15 protein-coding genes are annotated in these 16,917 nt (G+C 67.4%); 10 read left to right on the top strand and 5 right to left on the bottom strand.

The window, feature by feature from the left end; all coding sequences use genetic code 11:
• The 4 genes from ASE30_RS12185 to ASE30_RS12200 all read right to left on the bottom strand — a co-directional run.
• Window positions 1-202, bottom strand: a 202-nt coding sequence (locus ASE30_RS12185; protein WP_156407625.1) for a transposase, incomplete at its 3' end; no start/stop codon positions are given.
• A 140-nt stretch (window positions 203-342) separates the two neighbouring features.
• Entirely contained in the window at window positions 343-1,752 is a 1,410-nt protein-coding gene (locus ASE30_RS12190; RefSeq protein WP_057284578.1) for an efflux transporter outer membrane subunit, read from the bottom strand.
• A gap of 5 nt (window positions 1,753-1,757) precedes the next feature.
• The gene (locus ASE30_RS12195; protein ID WP_057284579.1) at window positions 1,758-3,716 is read right to left on the bottom strand and encodes a MacB family efflux pump subunit; all 1,959 of its coding nucleotides are present in this window, start codon (window positions 3,714-3,716) and stop codon (window positions 1,758-1,760) included.
• 1 nt (window position 3,717) lies between these two features.
• A complete protein-coding gene (locus tag ASE30_RS12200; RefSeq protein ID WP_057284580.1) occupies window positions 3,718-4,902 on the bottom strand; it encodes an efflux RND transporter periplasmic adaptor subunit in 1,185 nt (394 codons plus the stop codon).
• 305 nt (window positions 4,903-5,207) lie between these two features.
• Here ASE30_RS12200 and ASE30_RS12205 point away from each other — a divergent pair, with 305 nt between their 5' ends.
• From ASE30_RS12205 to purU, 6 genes are all read left to right on the top strand, one after another.
• A complete protein-coding gene (locus ASE30_RS12205; protein ID WP_156407626.1) occupies window positions 5,208-6,419 on the top strand; it encodes an MFS transporter in 1,212 nt (403 codons plus the stop codon).
• A 2-nt stretch (window positions 6,420-6,421) separates the two neighbouring features.
• A complete protein-coding gene (locus ASE30_RS12210) occupies window positions 6,422-7,084 on the top strand; it encodes a gamma-glutamylcyclotransferase (RefSeq protein ID WP_057284582.1) in 663 nt (220 codons plus the stop codon).
• A 115-nt stretch (window positions 7,085-7,199) separates the two neighbouring features.
• Complete coding sequence (pdxH, locus tag ASE30_RS12215) at window positions 7,200-7,829, top strand: pyridoxamine 5'-phosphate oxidase (RefSeq protein WP_057284583.1); 630 nt, start codon at window positions 7,200-7,202, stop codon at window positions 7,827-7,829.
• Window positions 7,830-7,883: 54 nt separating this feature from the next.
• Window positions 7,884-8,408, top strand: a complete 525-nt coding sequence (locus ASE30_RS12220) for a flavin reductase family protein (RefSeq protein WP_057284616.1) — start codon at window positions 7,884-7,886, stop codon at window positions 8,406-8,408.
• Complete coding sequence (locus tag ASE30_RS12225) at window positions 8,405-9,514, top strand: NAD(P)/FAD-dependent oxidoreductase (RefSeq protein WP_057284584.1); 1,110 nt, start codon at window positions 8,405-8,407, stop codon at window positions 9,512-9,514. Before ASE30_RS12220 ends, ASE30_RS12225 begins: the two co-directional genes overlap by 4 nt.
• Before the next feature lie 40 nt (window positions 9,515-9,554).
• Entirely contained in the window at window positions 9,555-10,409 is an 855-nt protein-coding gene (gene purU, locus ASE30_RS12230) for a formyltetrahydrofolate deformylase (protein ID WP_057284585.1), read from the top strand.
• Between the two features lie 3 nt (window positions 10,410-10,412).
• Here the strand turns inward: purU and ASE30_RS12235 are convergent, their stop codons facing one another.
• On the bottom strand, window positions 10,413-11,336 hold the full coding sequence (locus ASE30_RS12235; RefSeq protein ID WP_156407628.1) for a LysR family transcriptional regulator: 924 nt from the start codon (window positions 11,334-11,336) through the stop codon (window positions 10,413-10,415).
• 120 nt (window positions 11,337-11,456) lie between these two features.
• Here ASE30_RS12235 and ASE30_RS12240 point away from each other — a divergent pair, with 120 nt between their 5' ends.
• The 4 genes from ASE30_RS12240 (at window position 11,457) to ASE30_RS12255 (ending at window position 16,915) form a co-directional block, all read left to right on the top strand.
• Window positions 11,457-13,157 (top strand): acyl-CoA dehydrogenase family protein, encoded by a 1,701-nt coding sequence (locus ASE30_RS12240; protein WP_057284586.1) that lies wholly within the window; start codon window positions 11,457-11,459, stop codon window positions 13,155-13,157.
• Between the two features lie 47 nt (window positions 13,158-13,204).
• Complete coding sequence (locus ASE30_RS12245; protein ID WP_057284587.1) at window positions 13,205-14,185, top strand: tripartite tricarboxylate transporter substrate binding protein; 981 nt, start codon at window positions 13,205-13,207, stop codon at window positions 14,183-14,185.
• 11 nt (window positions 14,186-14,196) lie between these two features.
• Window positions 14,197-15,306, top strand: a complete 1,110-nt coding sequence (locus ASE30_RS12250; protein WP_057284588.1) for a CaiB/BaiF CoA-transferase family protein — start codon at window positions 14,197-14,199, stop codon at window positions 15,304-15,306.
• Window positions 15,307-15,523: 217 nt separating this feature from the next.
• Window positions 15,524-16,915, top strand: coding sequence for an APC family permease (locus ASE30_RS12255; RefSeq protein ID WP_057284589.1), 1,392 nt, complete (start codon window positions 15,524-15,526; stop codon window positions 16,913-16,915).
• The last annotated feature ends 2 nt before the right edge of the window (window positions 16,916-16,917 follow it).

The raw sequence follows: 16,917 nt of genomic DNA on the forward strand, positions 1-16,917 counted from the left end.
GTTGCTCAGGGGTGATTGGCTTGCCTGGTCCCCGCTTGCCCAGTAGGTCCGCCTCGTATTGAACCAGCCAGCGCCGTAACGCTGTCTCGCCAATCCCCACAGAGGCGCAGACTTCGGGCACGCTGAAACCCTTGTCCTTGACCATCCGAACAGCTTCCAGCTTGAACTCGGCTGTAAACACGCGTCTTCTAATCTTGGTCATGACCCACCTCCTAGGTTCAACCTAACTGGGTGTCTACCAAAATTAGACCACTACACAATCGCAGCCCCGCTCGCCCCACGGCCCCGGCACGCCAGGCGTCTTAAGAACCGGAATCCATGCCCATGGACCACGCAATCACCTCAAGACCCAGCCACCACATCATCCCCCCCCAGCGCCTGATAAACCGTCACCTGATTCACCAGCCGATTCAACATATTCTCATCCCTGGCAATCTCCGCCGTCCTGCGCTTCTCCTGCGCATCCAGCCAATCCTTCAACGACACCGCGCCCGCCCGATACCGCACTTCGTACAGCCGCTCGGCCTCCCTGGCCGACTGCAGGGATACGTCGAGCTGTTCGGCGCGCAGCGTCAACTGCGTCCGGTTCGACAGCGCGTTTTCCACATCCGCCATCGCCTGGTACAGCGACTGCCGGAAGGTGACGACACGCTCCTCGTAGTCCGCCTTGGAAATCTTGATGTTGAGCTGCATCTGATTCCATTGCAGGAACGGCAGTGTCAGCCCCGCCCCCAGCGTGGCGATGGGATTCTGCAGCACGCTGGAAAGCGTCGGGCTGGAGCTGCCCAGCGCGCCTGTCAGCGTCAGCGGCGGATAGAAGCTGGCGCGGGTTGCGTCAACGGTGGCCAGCGACTCGCGCAGCCGGAGTTCCGCCGCGCGCAGATCCGGACGCCGGCCCAGCAGTTCCGCCGGCACCCCCGCGCGGGCCTCGGGCAGCGCGTTGGACGGCAGGCGTTCCGGGTTGGCCATGCTGCGGTCCGGCGGGCCGTCGAACAGGATGGTCAGCGCATTCGTGAATTCCACGCGCTGCTGCACCAGCAGCGCGTGCGCGGCCTGCTGGCTGGCCACGGTCTGTTGGGCCTCGGCCAGCTCCAACGCGGATGCCCCGCCCGCCGCATATTGCGCACGCACCAGGTCCTGAGTCCGGCGGGCGTAGGCGATGCTCTCCTCGCTGCTGGCGATGCGCTGGTTGATGAAGGCCGTCTGCCAGTACAGCGTGGCGGTCGTGCCCACCAGCGACAGGGCCGCGCTTTCGCGGTCCTGCCCCGTCGCCAGCGCTTCCCACTGCGCCGCGTCGCGCTGGCGCGACAGCTTGCCCCACAGGTCTACCTCGTAGCTGACGGTCAGCTCGGCCGAATTTGCCCGCGAGATGGCGCGGTCGCCATGGAGGTTGCGGATCCGCGTGACGTTGGCGTCGCCGCCGAGCTGCGGGATGAGCTTGTCTTCGGACAGGCCCGCCTGGTACTGGGCGCGGCGCACCCGGATCGCCGCGGCGGCCAGATCGTTGTTGCGCGCCAGCGCGGCGTCGACCAGGCCATTGAGCACCGGGTCGTTGAAATTCCGCCACCAGGCGCCGCCATCGGCCAGCGAGGCCTGCGCGCCGCTCGCGCCTTCCGAGGGCGCGTGGGTCCAGGCCGCTGGGGTACTGACCGCCGGCGGCTCGTAGTCGGTGCGCAGCAGGCTGCCGCAACCACCCAGCGTCAACATCGCAGCCAGGGCGGCGGGCTTGCAGATCAGGGAAACCGCTTTCATTGTCCTCATTCCCGGGCCAGCGCCTCGACGGGATCCAGGCGCGCCGCATTGCGCGCCGGCAAATAGCCAAAAATCACACCGATCAGGGTCGAGCAGGTGAATGCCGCCACCATCGATGCCGTGGAATAGATCATCTGGAACGACCCGCCCGTCGCCTTGGACACGAGCACGCCCAGCCCCAGCGACAGCAGGATGCCCACCGCCCCGCCGATCAGGCACACCAGCACCGCCTCGATCAGGAACTGCTGCATGATGTCGCTGCGCCGCGCGCCCACCGCCATGCGCACGCCGATCTCGCGGGTGCGCTCGGTGACCGACACCAGCATGATGTTCATCACCCCGATGCCGCCCACCATCAGTGAAATCAGCGCGATCAGGGACACCAGCAAGGTCATCGTGGCCGTGGTGCGTTCGATGGTCTTGCGGATGGCATCGGTGTTGAACACGAAGAAATCCTTCACCACGTGCCGGCGCGTCAACGTGCGCACGATGGCCTGCTCGGCGGCGGCCGGCGGGGTCGCGTCGTTGACGCGCACCGTGATGCTCTTGAGGTGCTGCTGGCCCAGCACGCGCGACAGCGCCGTCGTGTACGGGATCCACACGTTCAAGGAATCGTTGTTGCCGAATACCGTGTCCTTCTTCTCCGTCACGCCGATCACGCGGGCGGGCATGGCCCCCAGGAAGACCACCTGCCCGATGGCCTCGGTGTGCGTTCCGAACAGGGCGCGCCGCGTGCTTTCGTCGATCACCACCTCCTGCGCCCGGCGCGCCACGCTGGTTTCGTCGAAGAACTTGCCCTGCGCCAGCTTGATCGCGCGCACGCGGAAGTACTGTTCGCCCACGCCCTGGATAGAGCCGTTCACCGACACGTTGCGAAAGCGCAGCGTGTTGCTGGTGGCGACTTCCGGCGTGACGCTGTCCACATAGGCTTCGCGCGCCAGCGCCTCGGCGTCGGCCGCGACCAGCGTGCGGATGTTCACCGCCTTTTCATCGCCGAAGTCCTTTCCGGGAAAGACCTCGACCGTGTTGGTGCCGATCTGGCTGATGTCTTCCAGGATCTTGCGCCGCGAGCCTTCGCCCAGCGCCACCACCGACACCACGGCCGCGATGCCGATGATGATGCCCAGCATCGTCAGCGACGTGCGCAGCCGATGGGCATTCATGGCCAGCAGCGCCATGCGCAGGGCTTCGCCGCAACGGTCCAGGTAGGCCTGCCAGGCGGGGCGCTGGGCCAGCGCCGGCGCCTCGTCCTTCCTGGATTCGCGGCGCGGCGCGTCCGGGTTGCGCTTGTCGGCGACGATCTCCCCGTCGCTGATCTCGATGATGCGCTGGGCATGCCGCGCCACGTTCATGTCGTGGGTGACGATGATGATGGTGTGGCCCGCCGCGTTCAGCTCTTCCAGGATGCGCAGCACCTCCTGGCCCGTGTGGGTGTCCAGGGCGCCGGTGGGTTCGTCGGCCAGGATGATGTCGCCGCCGTTCATCAGCGCCCGCGCGATGCTCACGCGCTGCTGCTGGCCGCCGGACAACTGGCCGGGCCGATGCCCGGACCGGTCGCCCAGCCCCAGCCGCTTCAGCAACTCCGTGGCGCGTTCCAGGCGCGCCTCGCGGCGCTTGCCGGCGTAGACGGCCGGCACTTCCACGTTGCCTTGCGCGCTCAGGTCCGACAGCAGGTGGTAGCGCTGGAAGATGAACCCGAAGTGTTCGCGGCGCAACTCGGCCAGTTCGTCCGGATCCAGCGCGCCGGTGCTGCGGCCGCCGACCTTGTACTCGCCGCGCGTCGGACGGTCCAGGCATCCCAGGATGTTCATCAGCGTGGACTTGCCCGACCCGGACGCGCCCACGATGGCCACCATTTCGCCGGCCTCGATCGTGAGGTCGATGTCCTTCAGGACGGCGATGGTCTGTTCGCCTGCGGGGAACTCCCGGCGCACTCCGGCCAGGGAAATAAGCGGCCCGTCCATGTCAGGCCCCCGGCTTCGCCGCGGCCGGCGCCGAATCCGCCGACACCACGCGTTCGCCCACCTCCAGGCCTTCCAGCACCTGCGCCTGCACATTGTTGTTCATGCCGACACGGACCTGGCGCGCCTGCGTGCTGTTGTCCTTCCCGACCACGCGCACCGTGTAGCGCCCGTCCTCGCCGCGCTTGCCCAGGGCAGAGGCAGGCACGACGATGGCGTCCTTGGCCTCGCCCAGCACGATGAAGACCTGCGCGGTCATGGAGATGCGCAGCTTCTCGTCGGGGTTGGGCACGTCGAACAGTCCGTTGTAATAGACGGCGGCGCTGGTCGAGGTGCCGGTGGAAGCCGTGAGCGACGAGGTCGCGTCGTCCTTCTGGATGGAGTCCGGCGCGGGCTCCACTGCGCGCAGCTTGGCGTGATAGCGCTGGTCGGGCTCGCCCAGGATGGTGAAGTAGACCGGCAGGCCCGTCGTGACCCGGGTCACGTCGGCCTCGGAAATCTGCGCCTTGATCGTCATGGTGTCCACCTGGGCCACCTTGATGATGGTCGGCGCGCTCTGGATCGAGTTGACCGTCTGCCCTTCCTTCGTCACCACGGCCACCACCATGCCGTCGATGGGCGAGACGATGCGTGTGTAGCCGAGGTTGACGCGGGCGGTGTCCACCTGGATCTCGGCCTGGGCGATCTGCGCATCCAGCGAAGCGATCTCGGCGCGGGTCACGCCCAGCGTGGCCTCGGCGGTCTCGTAGGCCTCGCGCGAGCTGGCGTCGGCCGCCAGCATCTGGCGCTGGCGGCGGAAGGCGAGTTCGGCCTGTTTCAGCATGGCGACCTTGGCGGCCCGCTCGGCGCGGCGGGTCTGCAGGGCCGCTTCGGCGTTGCGCAGGTCGTTCTGCTGGGTCAGGTCGTCGATCTCGGCCACGAGCTGCCCTTTCTTGACCCGGTCCCCCAGCGCCACCTTCAGGGATTTCAACTGGCCGGTTGCCTGGGCGCCGACGCTGACGCGCTCGATCGCGTCGATGGTTCCGCTGGCCAGCACGCTGTCTTCAAGATTGGCCCGGCTGACCTCGGCCACGGCAAAGGTGGGCGGCGGCGGCGCGGGAAAGAATGCGGCCCGCGCCCCCAGGCCGACAAGCAGGAGGAGCGCGGCGATCAGGGTGTAGCGCTTGAATTTGCTGCGGGATTTTTTCATTGAACGTGATTGGAATGAGAAGCGGCCCCTGCCGCGGCAGACGCGGCCGGCGCTGCTGATGCTCAGGAATAACGAGGCGCCCCGCGATTGTTCCGTTGCGTGAACGATACAACGGCCGCGGCGCACCATCAGGACCCTTTTACCGCACCTGCCTCGAACGTGCAGTCATCTTGCCCCGTAAACAACCCGACTTGTCCGCTATGGCAGCTATCTCGTCACAGTGACTAGACACTAGCCCCGGCGGTGCAAAAAATCACCGCCTCGACATAGGCGGATGTTACGAACAGAATGAATGCAGTTAAGCCGTGTCTACCTCCCACAGATCCCCCTCTTCTCCTTCCAGTTCTCCGGAATTTTCCGGGGCGGCGCTGTTGTGCCTGCTGGCAATGATGAACCATCTGGCCTTGACGGGGGGACGGATCACTGTCTCGCTGACGGCATTGCAGATGGGACTGTCCACCTTCAAGGTGGGGACGCTGGTCGCGGTGTTCGCCGTGCTGCCGATGCTGTTCTCGGTGCGCGCCGGACGCTGGGTCGACCGCGTCGGCATTGTGCGCCCCCTGGCCATCGGCACCACACTGGTCGCCATGGGCACGGCCTTGCCCTTCATCTCGCAAACCCAGATTGCGCTGCTGGTGGCGTCCTGCTGCATCGGCATCGGATTCATGCTGCATCAGGTCGCGACGCAGGACCTGTTGGGACACGCCGAGCCCGCCCAGCGCCTGCGCAACTTCTCGTTCATGTCGCTGGCGCTGGCGGGGTCGGGTTTCTCCGGCCCTCTTATCGCGGGGCTGGCGATCGACCACCTGGGCACCCGGGCGGCCTTCGGTCTTTTGGCGCTGGGCCCGCTGCTGTCGGCGGGCGGTCTGTACGCCATGCGCCACCAATTGAAGGCCGTGGATTCGCAGTTGACCGGGGTGCGCGAGGCCCAGCGCCGCCGGGTCACCGAGTTGCTGGCCGTGCCGGCGCTGCGCCGCATCCTGATGGTCAACACCATTCTGTCCGGCGCCTGGGACACCCACCTGTTTGTCGTGCCCATCTTCGGCGTGGCGATCGGCCTGTCGGCCACCACCATCGGTGTGATTCTTGCTTCCTTCGCGGCGGCAACCTTCGTCATCCGCCTTGTACTGCCCTTGATCCAGCGCCGGGTCCGCTCCTGGACGCTGGTGCGGGTCGCCATGGCGACCGCCGCCATCGATTTCATGCTTTATCCGCTGTTCACCGACGTTACCGTCCTGATCGTGCTGTCTTTTATCCTGGGCCTTGCCCTGGGATGCTGCCAGCCCAGCATGCTGGCCCTGCTGCATCAGCATTCGCCGCCAGGACGGGCCGCTGAAGCCGTCGGCCTGCGGATGGCGCTGATCAACGGCTCGCAGGTGTCGCTGCCGTTGACCTTCGGCGCGCTGGGTGCGGTAATTGGCGTTGCCCCCCTGTTCTGGGCCTACTCCGTGGCCCTGATGGCCGGAGGCTGGGCCAATCGCAACCCCCCGATCGAGCCTGACCGGAATAAAACGTAGTCGTGAACATGCAGTCATCCCCTCCCGCTTCGGGCGTCCCTGGCGCCACCCTGCCCTTTCGCCTCTGGACCCCGGAAGAACGGCAGGCTTCGCTGGACGATGCCCTGCAACACTGGCGGTCGGGCGAGGATGTCTGGGTGTACGGCTACGGCTCGCTGATCTGGCGCCCCGATTTCGACTTCATGGAACGCCGGCTCGCCACCCTGCGCGGCCACCACCGCGCGCTGTGCCTGTGGTCGCGGGTCAACCGGGGCACGCCGGAATGCCCGGGACTGGTGTTCGGGCTGGATCGCGGCGGTTCCTGCCGAGGCGTCGTCTACCGCCTGGCCGGCGACCAGGTCCCGCATTATTTTCCCGCCCTCTGGGAGCGCGAGATGTCCACCGGCGCCTATCTGCCCCGCTGGATCAACTGCGCGACCGACACCGGTCCCGTCCGGGCCCTGGTCTTCATCATGAACCGGGACAATCCCGCCTATATCCGCGCCCTGCCCGACGCGGAATTGCTGGAGATCGTGCGCCGGGCCGCCGGACGCTATGGCCCCTGCACCGACTACGTGGTGCAGACCGCTCAGGCCCTGCGCGCCGCGGGCATCCATGACGCCCGCCTGGACGCCATCGCCCGCCGGCTCGAACAGGACGGCCGCCCGCTGCCCGAAGGCGCCTGAGCGGCGCCCCCCGGCCAGCGGCGGCGAACTTGCCTGGGGCCTGCGCGGGGTCAATGGGGAAGCCGGGCGCCAAGCGGTATAAACTCCCTGTTATCAACGCTGAATCCCCCGTCCCATGTCCGTCTCCGATCTGCGTCAAAGCTACGAAAAGCACGTGCTGCTGGAAAGCCAGGCAGCCGCGTCTCCGTTCGAGCAGTTCACCCGCTGGTTCGACGAGGCCCTGGCCTCCAAGGTGCCCGAGCCCAACGCCATGACCCTGGCCACCGTGGATGCCGCCGGCCAGCCCAGCGCCCGCATCGTCCTGATCAAGGGTTTCGACGCGCAGGGCTTCACGTTCTTCACCAATTACGAATCTCGCAAGGGCCTGGACCTGCAGGCCGAACCGCGAGCCTGCCTGCTGTTCTTCTGGCAGCCTCTGGAACGCCAGGTCCGCATCGAGGGCGTGGTGGAAAAAGTGGCTGCCGAAGAGTCGGACGCCTACTACCACAGCCGTCCCGCCGGTTCGCGCATCGGCGCCTGGGCCTCGTGCCAGAGCCGGCCGATCACCCGCGAAGCGCTGGAAGCCCGCGAACAGGAATTCCGCGAGCGTTTCGGCGAGCAGCCGCCGCGCCCGCCGCATTGGGGCGGTTACCGCCTGAAGCCCACCGCCTTTGAATTCTGGCAAGGCAGGCCGTCGCGCCTGCATGACCGCCTGCGCTATGTCGCGGACGGTCCGGCCTGGAAGATCGAACGCCTGTCGCCCTGATGCCGGGCGCCCCTGATGCCGGGCGCCTTGCACGCCCGTCCGAATATCGATTGCATGCCCGACTCCTCCCCTGATTTTGATGCCGCATTTTTCCGCACCGCGCTGGGCCGCTACGCCACGGGCGTAACGGTCGTGACGACCGCCGGGCTCGATGGCGCGCCCATCGGGCTGACGGTCAGCTCTTTCAACTCGGTGTCGCTGAACCCGCCGTTGATCCTGTGGAGCCTGTCGCTGGGCTCGTCGTCGCTGGCCGCGTTCCAGCAATGCGAGCGCTACGTCGTGAACGTGCTGAGCGCCGAACAGATCGCGCTGGCCCGCCGTTTCGCGACCGGCAAGACGCCGGACCGCTACGCCGGGCTGACGGTGCATCATGCGCCGGGCGGCACGCCCATGCTGGACGGCCACTGCGCCGCCTGGTTCGAATGCCGCAACCGCAGCCGCTATGTCGAGGGAGATCACGTCATCATGGTCGGAGAGGTGGAACGTTGCGGCCATAGCGGCGAACCGCCCCTGGTCTTCCATGCGGGCGGATTCGATCTGACGCCGGCCGGGACGCGCTCCGAAAGGAACACCCCATGAGCGCCGACGTCGATTGCGTCGTGATCGGCGCCGGCGTGGTGGGCCTGGCGGTCGCCCGGGCGCTGGCCCAGTCGGGTCGCGAGGTGCTGGTGGCCGAAGCCACCGAGGCCATCGGCACCGGCACCAGCTCGCGGAATTCCGAAGTCATCCATGCCGGCATCTATTACCCTGCGGGCAGCCTGAAGGCCCGCCTCTGCGTGCGCGGCAAACATCTGCTCTATGCCTATTGCGCCGAACGCGGCGTGCCGCACAAGCGCCTGGGCAAGCTCATCGTGGCCACCAGCGCGGCGCAGGCTGCGCAACTGGAGAGCATCGCGCAGCGCGCCCGCGCCAATGGCGTCGACGACCTGCAATACATTTCGGGCGAAGAGGCCATGCGCCTGGAACCCGCGCTGCAATGCACGGCGGCGCTGGTGTCGCCATCGACCGGCATCGTGGACAGCCACGCGCTGATGCTGGCCTTCCAGGGCGATGCCGAGAACGCTGGCGCACAATGCGTGTTCCACACGCCGCTCGTGTCCGGCCGGGTCCGGCCCGAAGGCGGCTTCGAACTGCAATTCGGCGGCGACGAGGCCATGAGCCTCACCTGCAACGTGCTGATCAACTCCGCGGGCCTGCAGGCGCCCGCCCTGGCGCGCCGCATCGACGGCGTTCCCGCCGCCAGCATCCCGACCGACTATCTGTGCAAGGGCAGCTACTTCACGCTGGCCGGCCGCGCGCCCTTTTCGCGCCTGATCTATCCGGTCCCGCAGCACGCCGGCCTGGGCGTCCATCTGACGCTGGACATGGGCGGGCAGGCCAAGTTCGGCCCCGACACCGAATGGGTCGGCACCGAAGACTACACCCTGGATCCCGCCCGCGCCGACGTGTTCTACGCGGCGGTCCGCAGCTATTGGCCGGCGCTGCCGGACGATGCGCTGGCGCCGGGCTATACCGGCATCCGGCCCAAGATCTCGGGGCCGCACGAGCCCGCCGCCGATTTCGTCATCGCCGGCCCGGCCACGCATGGCGTGCCGGGGCTGGTGAACCTGTTCGGCATAGAATCGCCCGGGCTGACCTCCAGCCTGGCCCTGGCGGAAGAAACCCTGGCGCGCCTGTCCGCCTGATCCCGCCCATCCCTACTTCCTTTTCAGCCCATTCCCCGCCATGCAGCACAACGACTACATCCTGACCCTGTCCTGCCCCGACCGCACGGGCATCGTCTACCGCGTGAGCGGCCTGTTGTTCGAATTGGGCTGCAACATCCTGGATTCCCAGCAGTTCGGCGACGACGAGACGGGCCGCTTCTTCCTGCGCGTGCATTTCGACTTGCCCGTCAGCGTGCCGCCCGACGACCTGCGCGCCCGCCTGGACGCCATGTCCACCGAATACGGCATGGAACTCAAGCTGCACGATGCCCGCCGCAAGGAACGCCTGCTGATCATGGTCAGCAAGCAGGGCCACTGCCTGAACGACCTGCTGTTCCGCGTGCATAGCGGACATCTGCACGCGGAAGTCGCCGCCATCGTGTCCAATCACAACGATTACGCCAGCCTTGCGGCGACCTACGGCATTCCGTTCCATCACCTGCCGGTCACGGCCGACACCAAGCTGGAACAAGAGCAGCAGGTGCTGGACATCGTGGACAAGGAAGGCATCGACCTGGTGGTGCTGGCCCGCTACATGCAGATCCTGTCGGCCGGCATGTGCCGCGCGCTGAACGGCCGCGCGATCAACATCCACCACAGCTTCCTGCCCAGTTTCAAGGGCGCGCGCCCCTATCACCAGGCGCATGCGCGCGGCGTGAAGATCATCGGCGCCACCGCCCACTACGTGACGTCCGACCTGGACGAAGGCCCCATCATCGACCAGGACATCGAGCGCGTGGACCACACCATGACCGCCCAGGACCTGACCCAGGTGGGCAGCGACATCGAATCCCTGGTGCTGTCTCGCGCGGTGCGCAGCCACGTCGAACACCGCATCCTGCTGAATCGCAACAAGACCGTCGTGTTCCGCTGATCCTCAGGTTGCCGCGGCTGACCCGCCCTGGGGCGGATCCAGGCGCGGGAACTGCCGCAGCACCAGCGCCACCGCTTTCTCCTGCAGCGGCGAACGCGCCGCGGACGGCCATATCGCCTGGCTGATGGAACGGGCCTCGTGCTCGAATGCGATAAAGCGCGTGCCGGCCAAACCGCTGCGCGACAGGCAGGCCGGCACGATCGACACCCCCAACCCCTGCGACACCAGCGACGCGACGCTCAGCCAGTGGCGCACTTCGTGACGGACCTCGGGCCGGAAGCCAGCCGCCACGCACATGGACAGCACGGTTTCGTAATAGCTGGGCGAAGCCGCGCGGGCGAAGAACACGAAGTCGTCCGCCGCCAGTTCCGCCAAGCGCAGCGTCCGCCGGTCCGCCAGCGGATGCGCCTGCGGCAGGCACGCGACGAAGGGTTCCGCCATCAGGTCGCGCGCCTGGACCTCGTCCGGCACCGGATTGGCGTGGATGAAGCCCAGATCCTGCTCGCCGCGCCGCACCGCCTCGATCTGCTCATGCGAGTTCAGCTCCGTCAGCACATGCTCCACATCCGGCAGTTCGGCCCGCATGGCATTCAGCAGCGCCGGCAGGCCCCGGTACAGCATGGACCCGACAAACCCGATGCGCAGCCTGCCGCGCAGGCCCGCGTCCACCCGCTGCACCAGCGTGCGCACCTCTTCGGCCTGGCGCAGCAGGGTCAGGGCTTCCCGGTACAGCACCTGCCCGGCGTCGGTCAGCTGGACGTGGCGGCTGGTGCGCGCCAGCAGGCGCGCGCCCACGTTTTCCTCCAGTTGCCGGATGGCGTAGCTGAGCGGCGGCTGCGAAATATGCAGGCGCGCCGCCGCCCGGCTGAAATGGCGCTCTTCCGCCACCGCGATGAAGTAGCGCAACAGGCGCGGATCCAGGTCCAATCGTCGCTCCTACACGATCTATATTTTTTTTGGATTGTTCTACATCAAAAGAGTATTTGCGTAGATTAATCCAGCCGCGCACCATCGGGGCATCTTTTTCCGTCCGACCAGGATCCCGCCATGGACACGCCCGTCATGACCGTCGCCTCCAACGCCACCGCCGTTCCGGATTCCCGTGGCCTGAACCTGTTCAACGCCGACCCGTACGCGGCCGCGCTCAGCCAGCGCTACCTGCCCGCCGCGTTGCACACCCACCTGCTGCCCCATCTGGAACGGCTGGGCGAGCTGGCGGGCGGCGTCATGGACGAGCTGGCCTCCACCGCGGACAAGCATCCGCCCACCCTGTCCGTGCGCAGCCGCGCCGGCGCCGACGAGTCCCGGGTCGACAAGCATCCGGCCTATGTAGAGCTCGAGCGGCTGGCATACAGCGAATTTGGCCTGGCCGCGCTGTCGCACCGGGGCGGCGTGCTGGGCTGGCCCGAGCCCATGCCGGCCGCCGCCAAGTACGCGCTCAGCCACCTGTTCGTGCAGGCCGAATTCGGCCTGTGCTGCCCGGTCAGCATGACGGACTCGCTGGCGCGTACCCTGCGCAAGTTCGGCGACCCCGCGCTGGTCGAGCGCGTGCTGCCACAGGTCACCTCCCAGGATTTCGACGCGCTGCGCCAGGGCGCCATGTTCATGACGGAACAGGGCGCGGGGTCGGACGTCAGCGCCACCGAAGTCACGGCCGAAGCGCAGGACGACGGCACCTGGCGCATCCATGGCGACAAATGGTTCTGCTCCAACCCGGACGCGGGCTACGCCATGGTGCTGGCGCGCAGCGAGCCGCAGGCCGGCCTGAAGGGCGTGTCGCTGTTCCTGCTGCCGCGCGACCTGGCCGACGGCACGCACAACCACTACCGCATCCTGCGCCTGAAGGACAAGCTGGGCACGCGCTCGATGGCCAGCGGCGAGATCCGCCTGGAAGGCGCGGTGGCATGGCTGGTGGGCGAACGCGGGCGCGGCTTCAAGCACATGGCCGACATGATCAACAACTCGCGCCTGTCCAACGGCATGCGCGCCGCCGGCCTGATGCGCCGGGCGGTGACCGAAGCCGTCTACGTGTCCCAGCACCGCCGCGCCTTCGGCAAGCGGCTGATCGACATGCCGCTGATGCAGCGCCAGCTCGTCAAGATGACGGTGTGGGCCGAACAGGCGCGCAGCGTCATGTTCCAGACGGCGCGCGCGCTGGCCGACGCCGATCAGGGCGCGGCCGATCCCGCCCTGGCCCGTATCCTGACGCCCCTGATCAAGTTCCGCGCCTGCCGCGACGCGCGCAAAGTGACCGGCGACGCCATGGAAGTGCGTGGCGGCTGCGGCTACATCGAGGAATGGACGGAACCCCGCCTGGTCCGCGACGCGCATCTAGGCTCCATCTGGGAGGGCACCAGCAACATCGTCGCCCTGGACGTGCTGCGCGCCATCAAGAAAGAAAACTCGCTGCCCGCCTTGCGCAGCCACATCGACCGGCTGCTGGCCGATGGCGCGCCCTGCCCGCCCTCCCTGGCCGATGCGCAGGCGCGCGCGCTGGAGCAGACCTATGCGCTGGCGGAACATGCCGCGCAAGGCGATCACGCCGAGCTGGCCCGCCAGGCCGCCTCGCTGCTCTATCACGCCGTATCCATGGCCGCGCTACGCTGGGAAGCCACCGGCGCCGGCCTGGAAAGCCGCGCGCGGCTGGCCGACCAGGTGCTGCTGCACCGCCTGGCGCCGCGCGACCCCTACGCCATCCCGCCCGACGAAAGCGCGGCCTGCCAGGCCATCCTGCAGTACGCGCTGTAAATCGACGCCGGCGGCACAGCCGGCGCGCCCCACCACTGGAGACATGCATGAAACGCTACTTCGCCCCCCTGCTGCTGGCGGCCGCGGCCGCCGCCGTCACGGCTCCCGCGCTCGCTGCGGACGCCTACCCTTCCGTTCGCCCCGTCACGCTGGTCGTGCCCTTTCCGCCGGGCGGCCCCACCGACGCCCTGGCGCGCCGCCTGGCCGAAAAACTCAGAGAGCCGCTCAAGCAGAACGTCATCGTCGAGAACCGCAGCGGCGCCGGCGGCAACATCGGTTCCGAGTACGTGGCCAACGCCAAGCCCGACGGCTACACCATCCTGTTCGGCACCTCCGGCCCGCTGGCCATCAATGTCAGCCTGTACAAGAAGCAGGGCTACAACCCGGAAACCAGCTTCGCGCCCATCATCCGCGTCGGCCACCTGCCCAACATCCTGGTGGTGAACCCGTCGGTGCCCGCCAACAACGTGCAGGAGCTGATCGCCTACGCCCGAAAGAACCCGGACAAGCTGAGCTACGCCTCGTCGGGCAATGGCGCGTCGTCGCATCTGGCCGGCATCCTGTTCAACCGCATGGCCGACACCAAGATCATGCACATCCCCTACAAGGGCACGGGCCCCGCGCTGAACGACCTGCTGGGCGGGCAGGTGTCGATGTCGTTCACCGACATCCTGACCGCGCTGCCCTACATCAAGGCCGGCAAGCTGCGCGCCATCGGCCTGGCCAGCGCCCAGCGCTCCGATGCGCTGCCCGACCTGCCCACCCTGTCCGAACAGGGCCTCGCGGGCTATGACGTCAGCGTCTTCTTCGGCATCGTCGCGCCCAAGGGCACGCCGGCCGACGTGGTGGACACCTTGAACAAGGCGTTCAAGACCGCGCTGTCCGATCCCGCGATCGAACAGACGCTGCGCATGCAGGGCATCGTCGAAGCGCAGGACAAGTCGCCGCAAGGCCTGTCCGCATTCATCACCACGGAAGTCCCCAAGTGGCGCGAGCTCATCAAGAGCGCCAACGTTTCCATCGATTGAGCAGAGCAGACATGGCCCCCACCCTACCCAACGCAGGCGCCCTCGCGGGCTGCAAGGTGATCGATCTGTCCCGCGTGCTGGGCGGTCCCTATTGCACGCAGATCCTGGCGGACCACGGCGCCGACGTGATGAAGATCGAACCTCCCGGCGGCGACGAGACCCGCGGCTGGGGGCCGCCCTTCCTGGGCGAGACGGCGTCGTACTTCATCGGCGTCAACCGCAACAAGGACGGCATGACGCTGGACCTGTCGCAAGCCGCGGGCCAGGAACTGCTGCGGCATATGCTGGCCGATGCCGACGTGCTGGTCGAGAACTTCAAGCCCGGCACGCTGGAGAAGTGGGGCCTGGGCTACGACACCTTGAGCCAGGCGTTTCCTTCGCTGATCCATTGCCGCGTCAGCGGCTTCGGATCGGACGGTCCGCTGGGCGGCCTGCCGGGCTATGACGCCTGCGCGCAGGCCATGTGCGGCCTGATGAGCGTGAACGGCGACGCGGACGGAGACGCCACCCGCGTCGGCCTGCCGGTGGTGGACATGGTGACGGGGCTGAACGCGGCCGTGGCCATCCTGCTGGCGCTCAATGAGCGCGTCCGCAGCGGCCTGGGCCAGTTCCTGGACATCACGCTGTACGACTGCGCCTTGTCGCTGCTGCACCCGCATGCGCCCAACTACTTCTACAGCGGCAAGGTGCCCCAGCGCAGCGGCAACGCGCATCCGAACATCGCGCCCTACGAGACCCTGCCAACCGCCAGCGGGCCGATCTTCCTGGCCGTGGGCAACAACCGCCAGTTCGCCCTGCTGGCGCAGACGCTGGGGGCCCCCGGCCTGGCCGAGGATCCACGCTACGCCGCCAACGCCGACCGCTTGCGGAACCGCCAGGCGCTGCGCGACGAACTCTCCGCGTTGCTGGCCGGCCAGGATGCCGCCGCGCTGGCCGACCGGCTGCTGCGCGCCGGCGTGCCCGCCGCTGCCGTGCAGACGGTGGACCAGGCGCTGGCGCATCCGCACACCCGGCATCGCGGCATGGTGCTGGAACAGGGCGATTACAAGGGCGTGGGTTCGCCGATCAAGCTGTCGCGCACGCCCGCCGCATTACGCAGATTGCCGCCCGCGCTGACCTAGTCTCTTTCGGCCAGGAGTACAGGGAAGGCGCGTTTGAGGCCCGGCTCATGCCGGGTCTTTTTTTCTGCGCGCTGGCTTTGCCCGAGCGGATCTTTCACAGCCGCCTACAACTTAGACATTTCGTTTCACCACGCGGCCGCTGGCCCGCCTTAGACTTTTCCGACACGCCGCGTTGCCTACACGCGCCCTCCCCGGATTCAAAGAGAGGAAAAGAACCATGGCCACGAAAGATCCGCAGGACCACGCTCCGCTCAAGCGGGTAATGGGCGCCAAACTGCTGCTGCTGTTCATCGTGGGCGACATCCTGGGCACGGGGGTATACGCCCTGACCGGACAAGTCGCCGCCGAGGTCGGGGGCGCGGCCTGGCTGCCGTTCCTGGTGGCCTTCGCGGTGGCCTTGCTGACCGCGCTGTCGTATCTTGAACTGGTCACCAAGTATCCCCGGGCGGCCGGCGCCGCGCTCTATGTGCACAAAGCGTTCGGCCTGCACTTCCTGACGTTCATCGTCTGCTTCACCGTCATGTGCTCGGGGCTGACGTCGGCCGCCACCGCCTCGCAGGCCTTTGCCGCCAACCTGTTCGTGGCCTTGGGCGTCAAGGCCGACAAGAGCTGGATCACGTTCGGCGCGCTGGGCTTCATGCTGCTGGTGATGCTGGTGAACCTGCGCGGCGCGGCTGAAAGCGTCAGGGCCAACGTGGTGCTGACCCTGATCGAGCTCTCGGGCCTGCTGATGGTGATCGTGTTGGGCTTCTACGCCATCTCGGGCGGACAGGCGGATTTCTCGCGCGTCATCGCGTTCGATACGCCCGAAGACAAGAGCGTGTTCCTGGCGGTGACCTCGGCGACGGCACTGGCGTTCTTCGCCATGGTCGGTTTCGAGGACTCGGTCAACATGGCCGAGGAAACGCACGATCCCAGCCGCATCTTCCCCAAGGTGATGCTGACGGGGCTGGGAATCACCGCGGTGATCTATGTGCTGGTGTCGATCTGCGCGGTGGCGCTGGTGCCGGTGGGCGAACTGGCCAAGAGCAGCACGCCGCTGGTGCTGGTGGTCAAGCGCGCCGCGCCCGGACTGCCCGTGGAATACATCATGCCCATCATCTCGATGTTCGCCGTGGCGAACTCCGCGCTCATCAACATGATGATGGCCAGCCGGCTGCTGTATGGCATGTCGCGCCAGGGCGTGCTGCCCGCCTTCCTGGCCCAGGTCCACCGCAAGAACCAGACGCCCTGGACCGCCATCCTGTTCACCACGGCGCTGGCCTTCGGCCTGATCATCCTGGTGGCGCTGGCCGACTCCCAGGCCATCCGCGCGCTGGGCGGCACCACCGCCCTGCTGCTGCTGGGCGTGTTTGCCTTCGTCAACGTGGCGGTGCTGGTCTTGCGGCGCGACAAGGTCAAGCACGAGCACTTCAAGATCAACCGCATCATCCCGTGGCTGGGCGCGGCGGCCTGCCTGTTCCTGGTCACGCCGCTTACCGGCCGCGACGTCATCCAATACCAGGTGGCGGGCTGGCTGCTGCTGCTGGGCGTCGTGATGTGGGGCGTGACCTATCTGGCGCGCCGCCGCGAATCCAGGATGGAGCTGGACCCCTCCGCGCTGGACTGAGC

The sequence above is a fragment of the Achromobacter sp. Root83 genome, assembly GCF_001428845.1.
GTDB lineage: Bacteria > Pseudomonadota > Gammaproteobacteria > Burkholderiales > Burkholderiaceae_B > Achromobacter.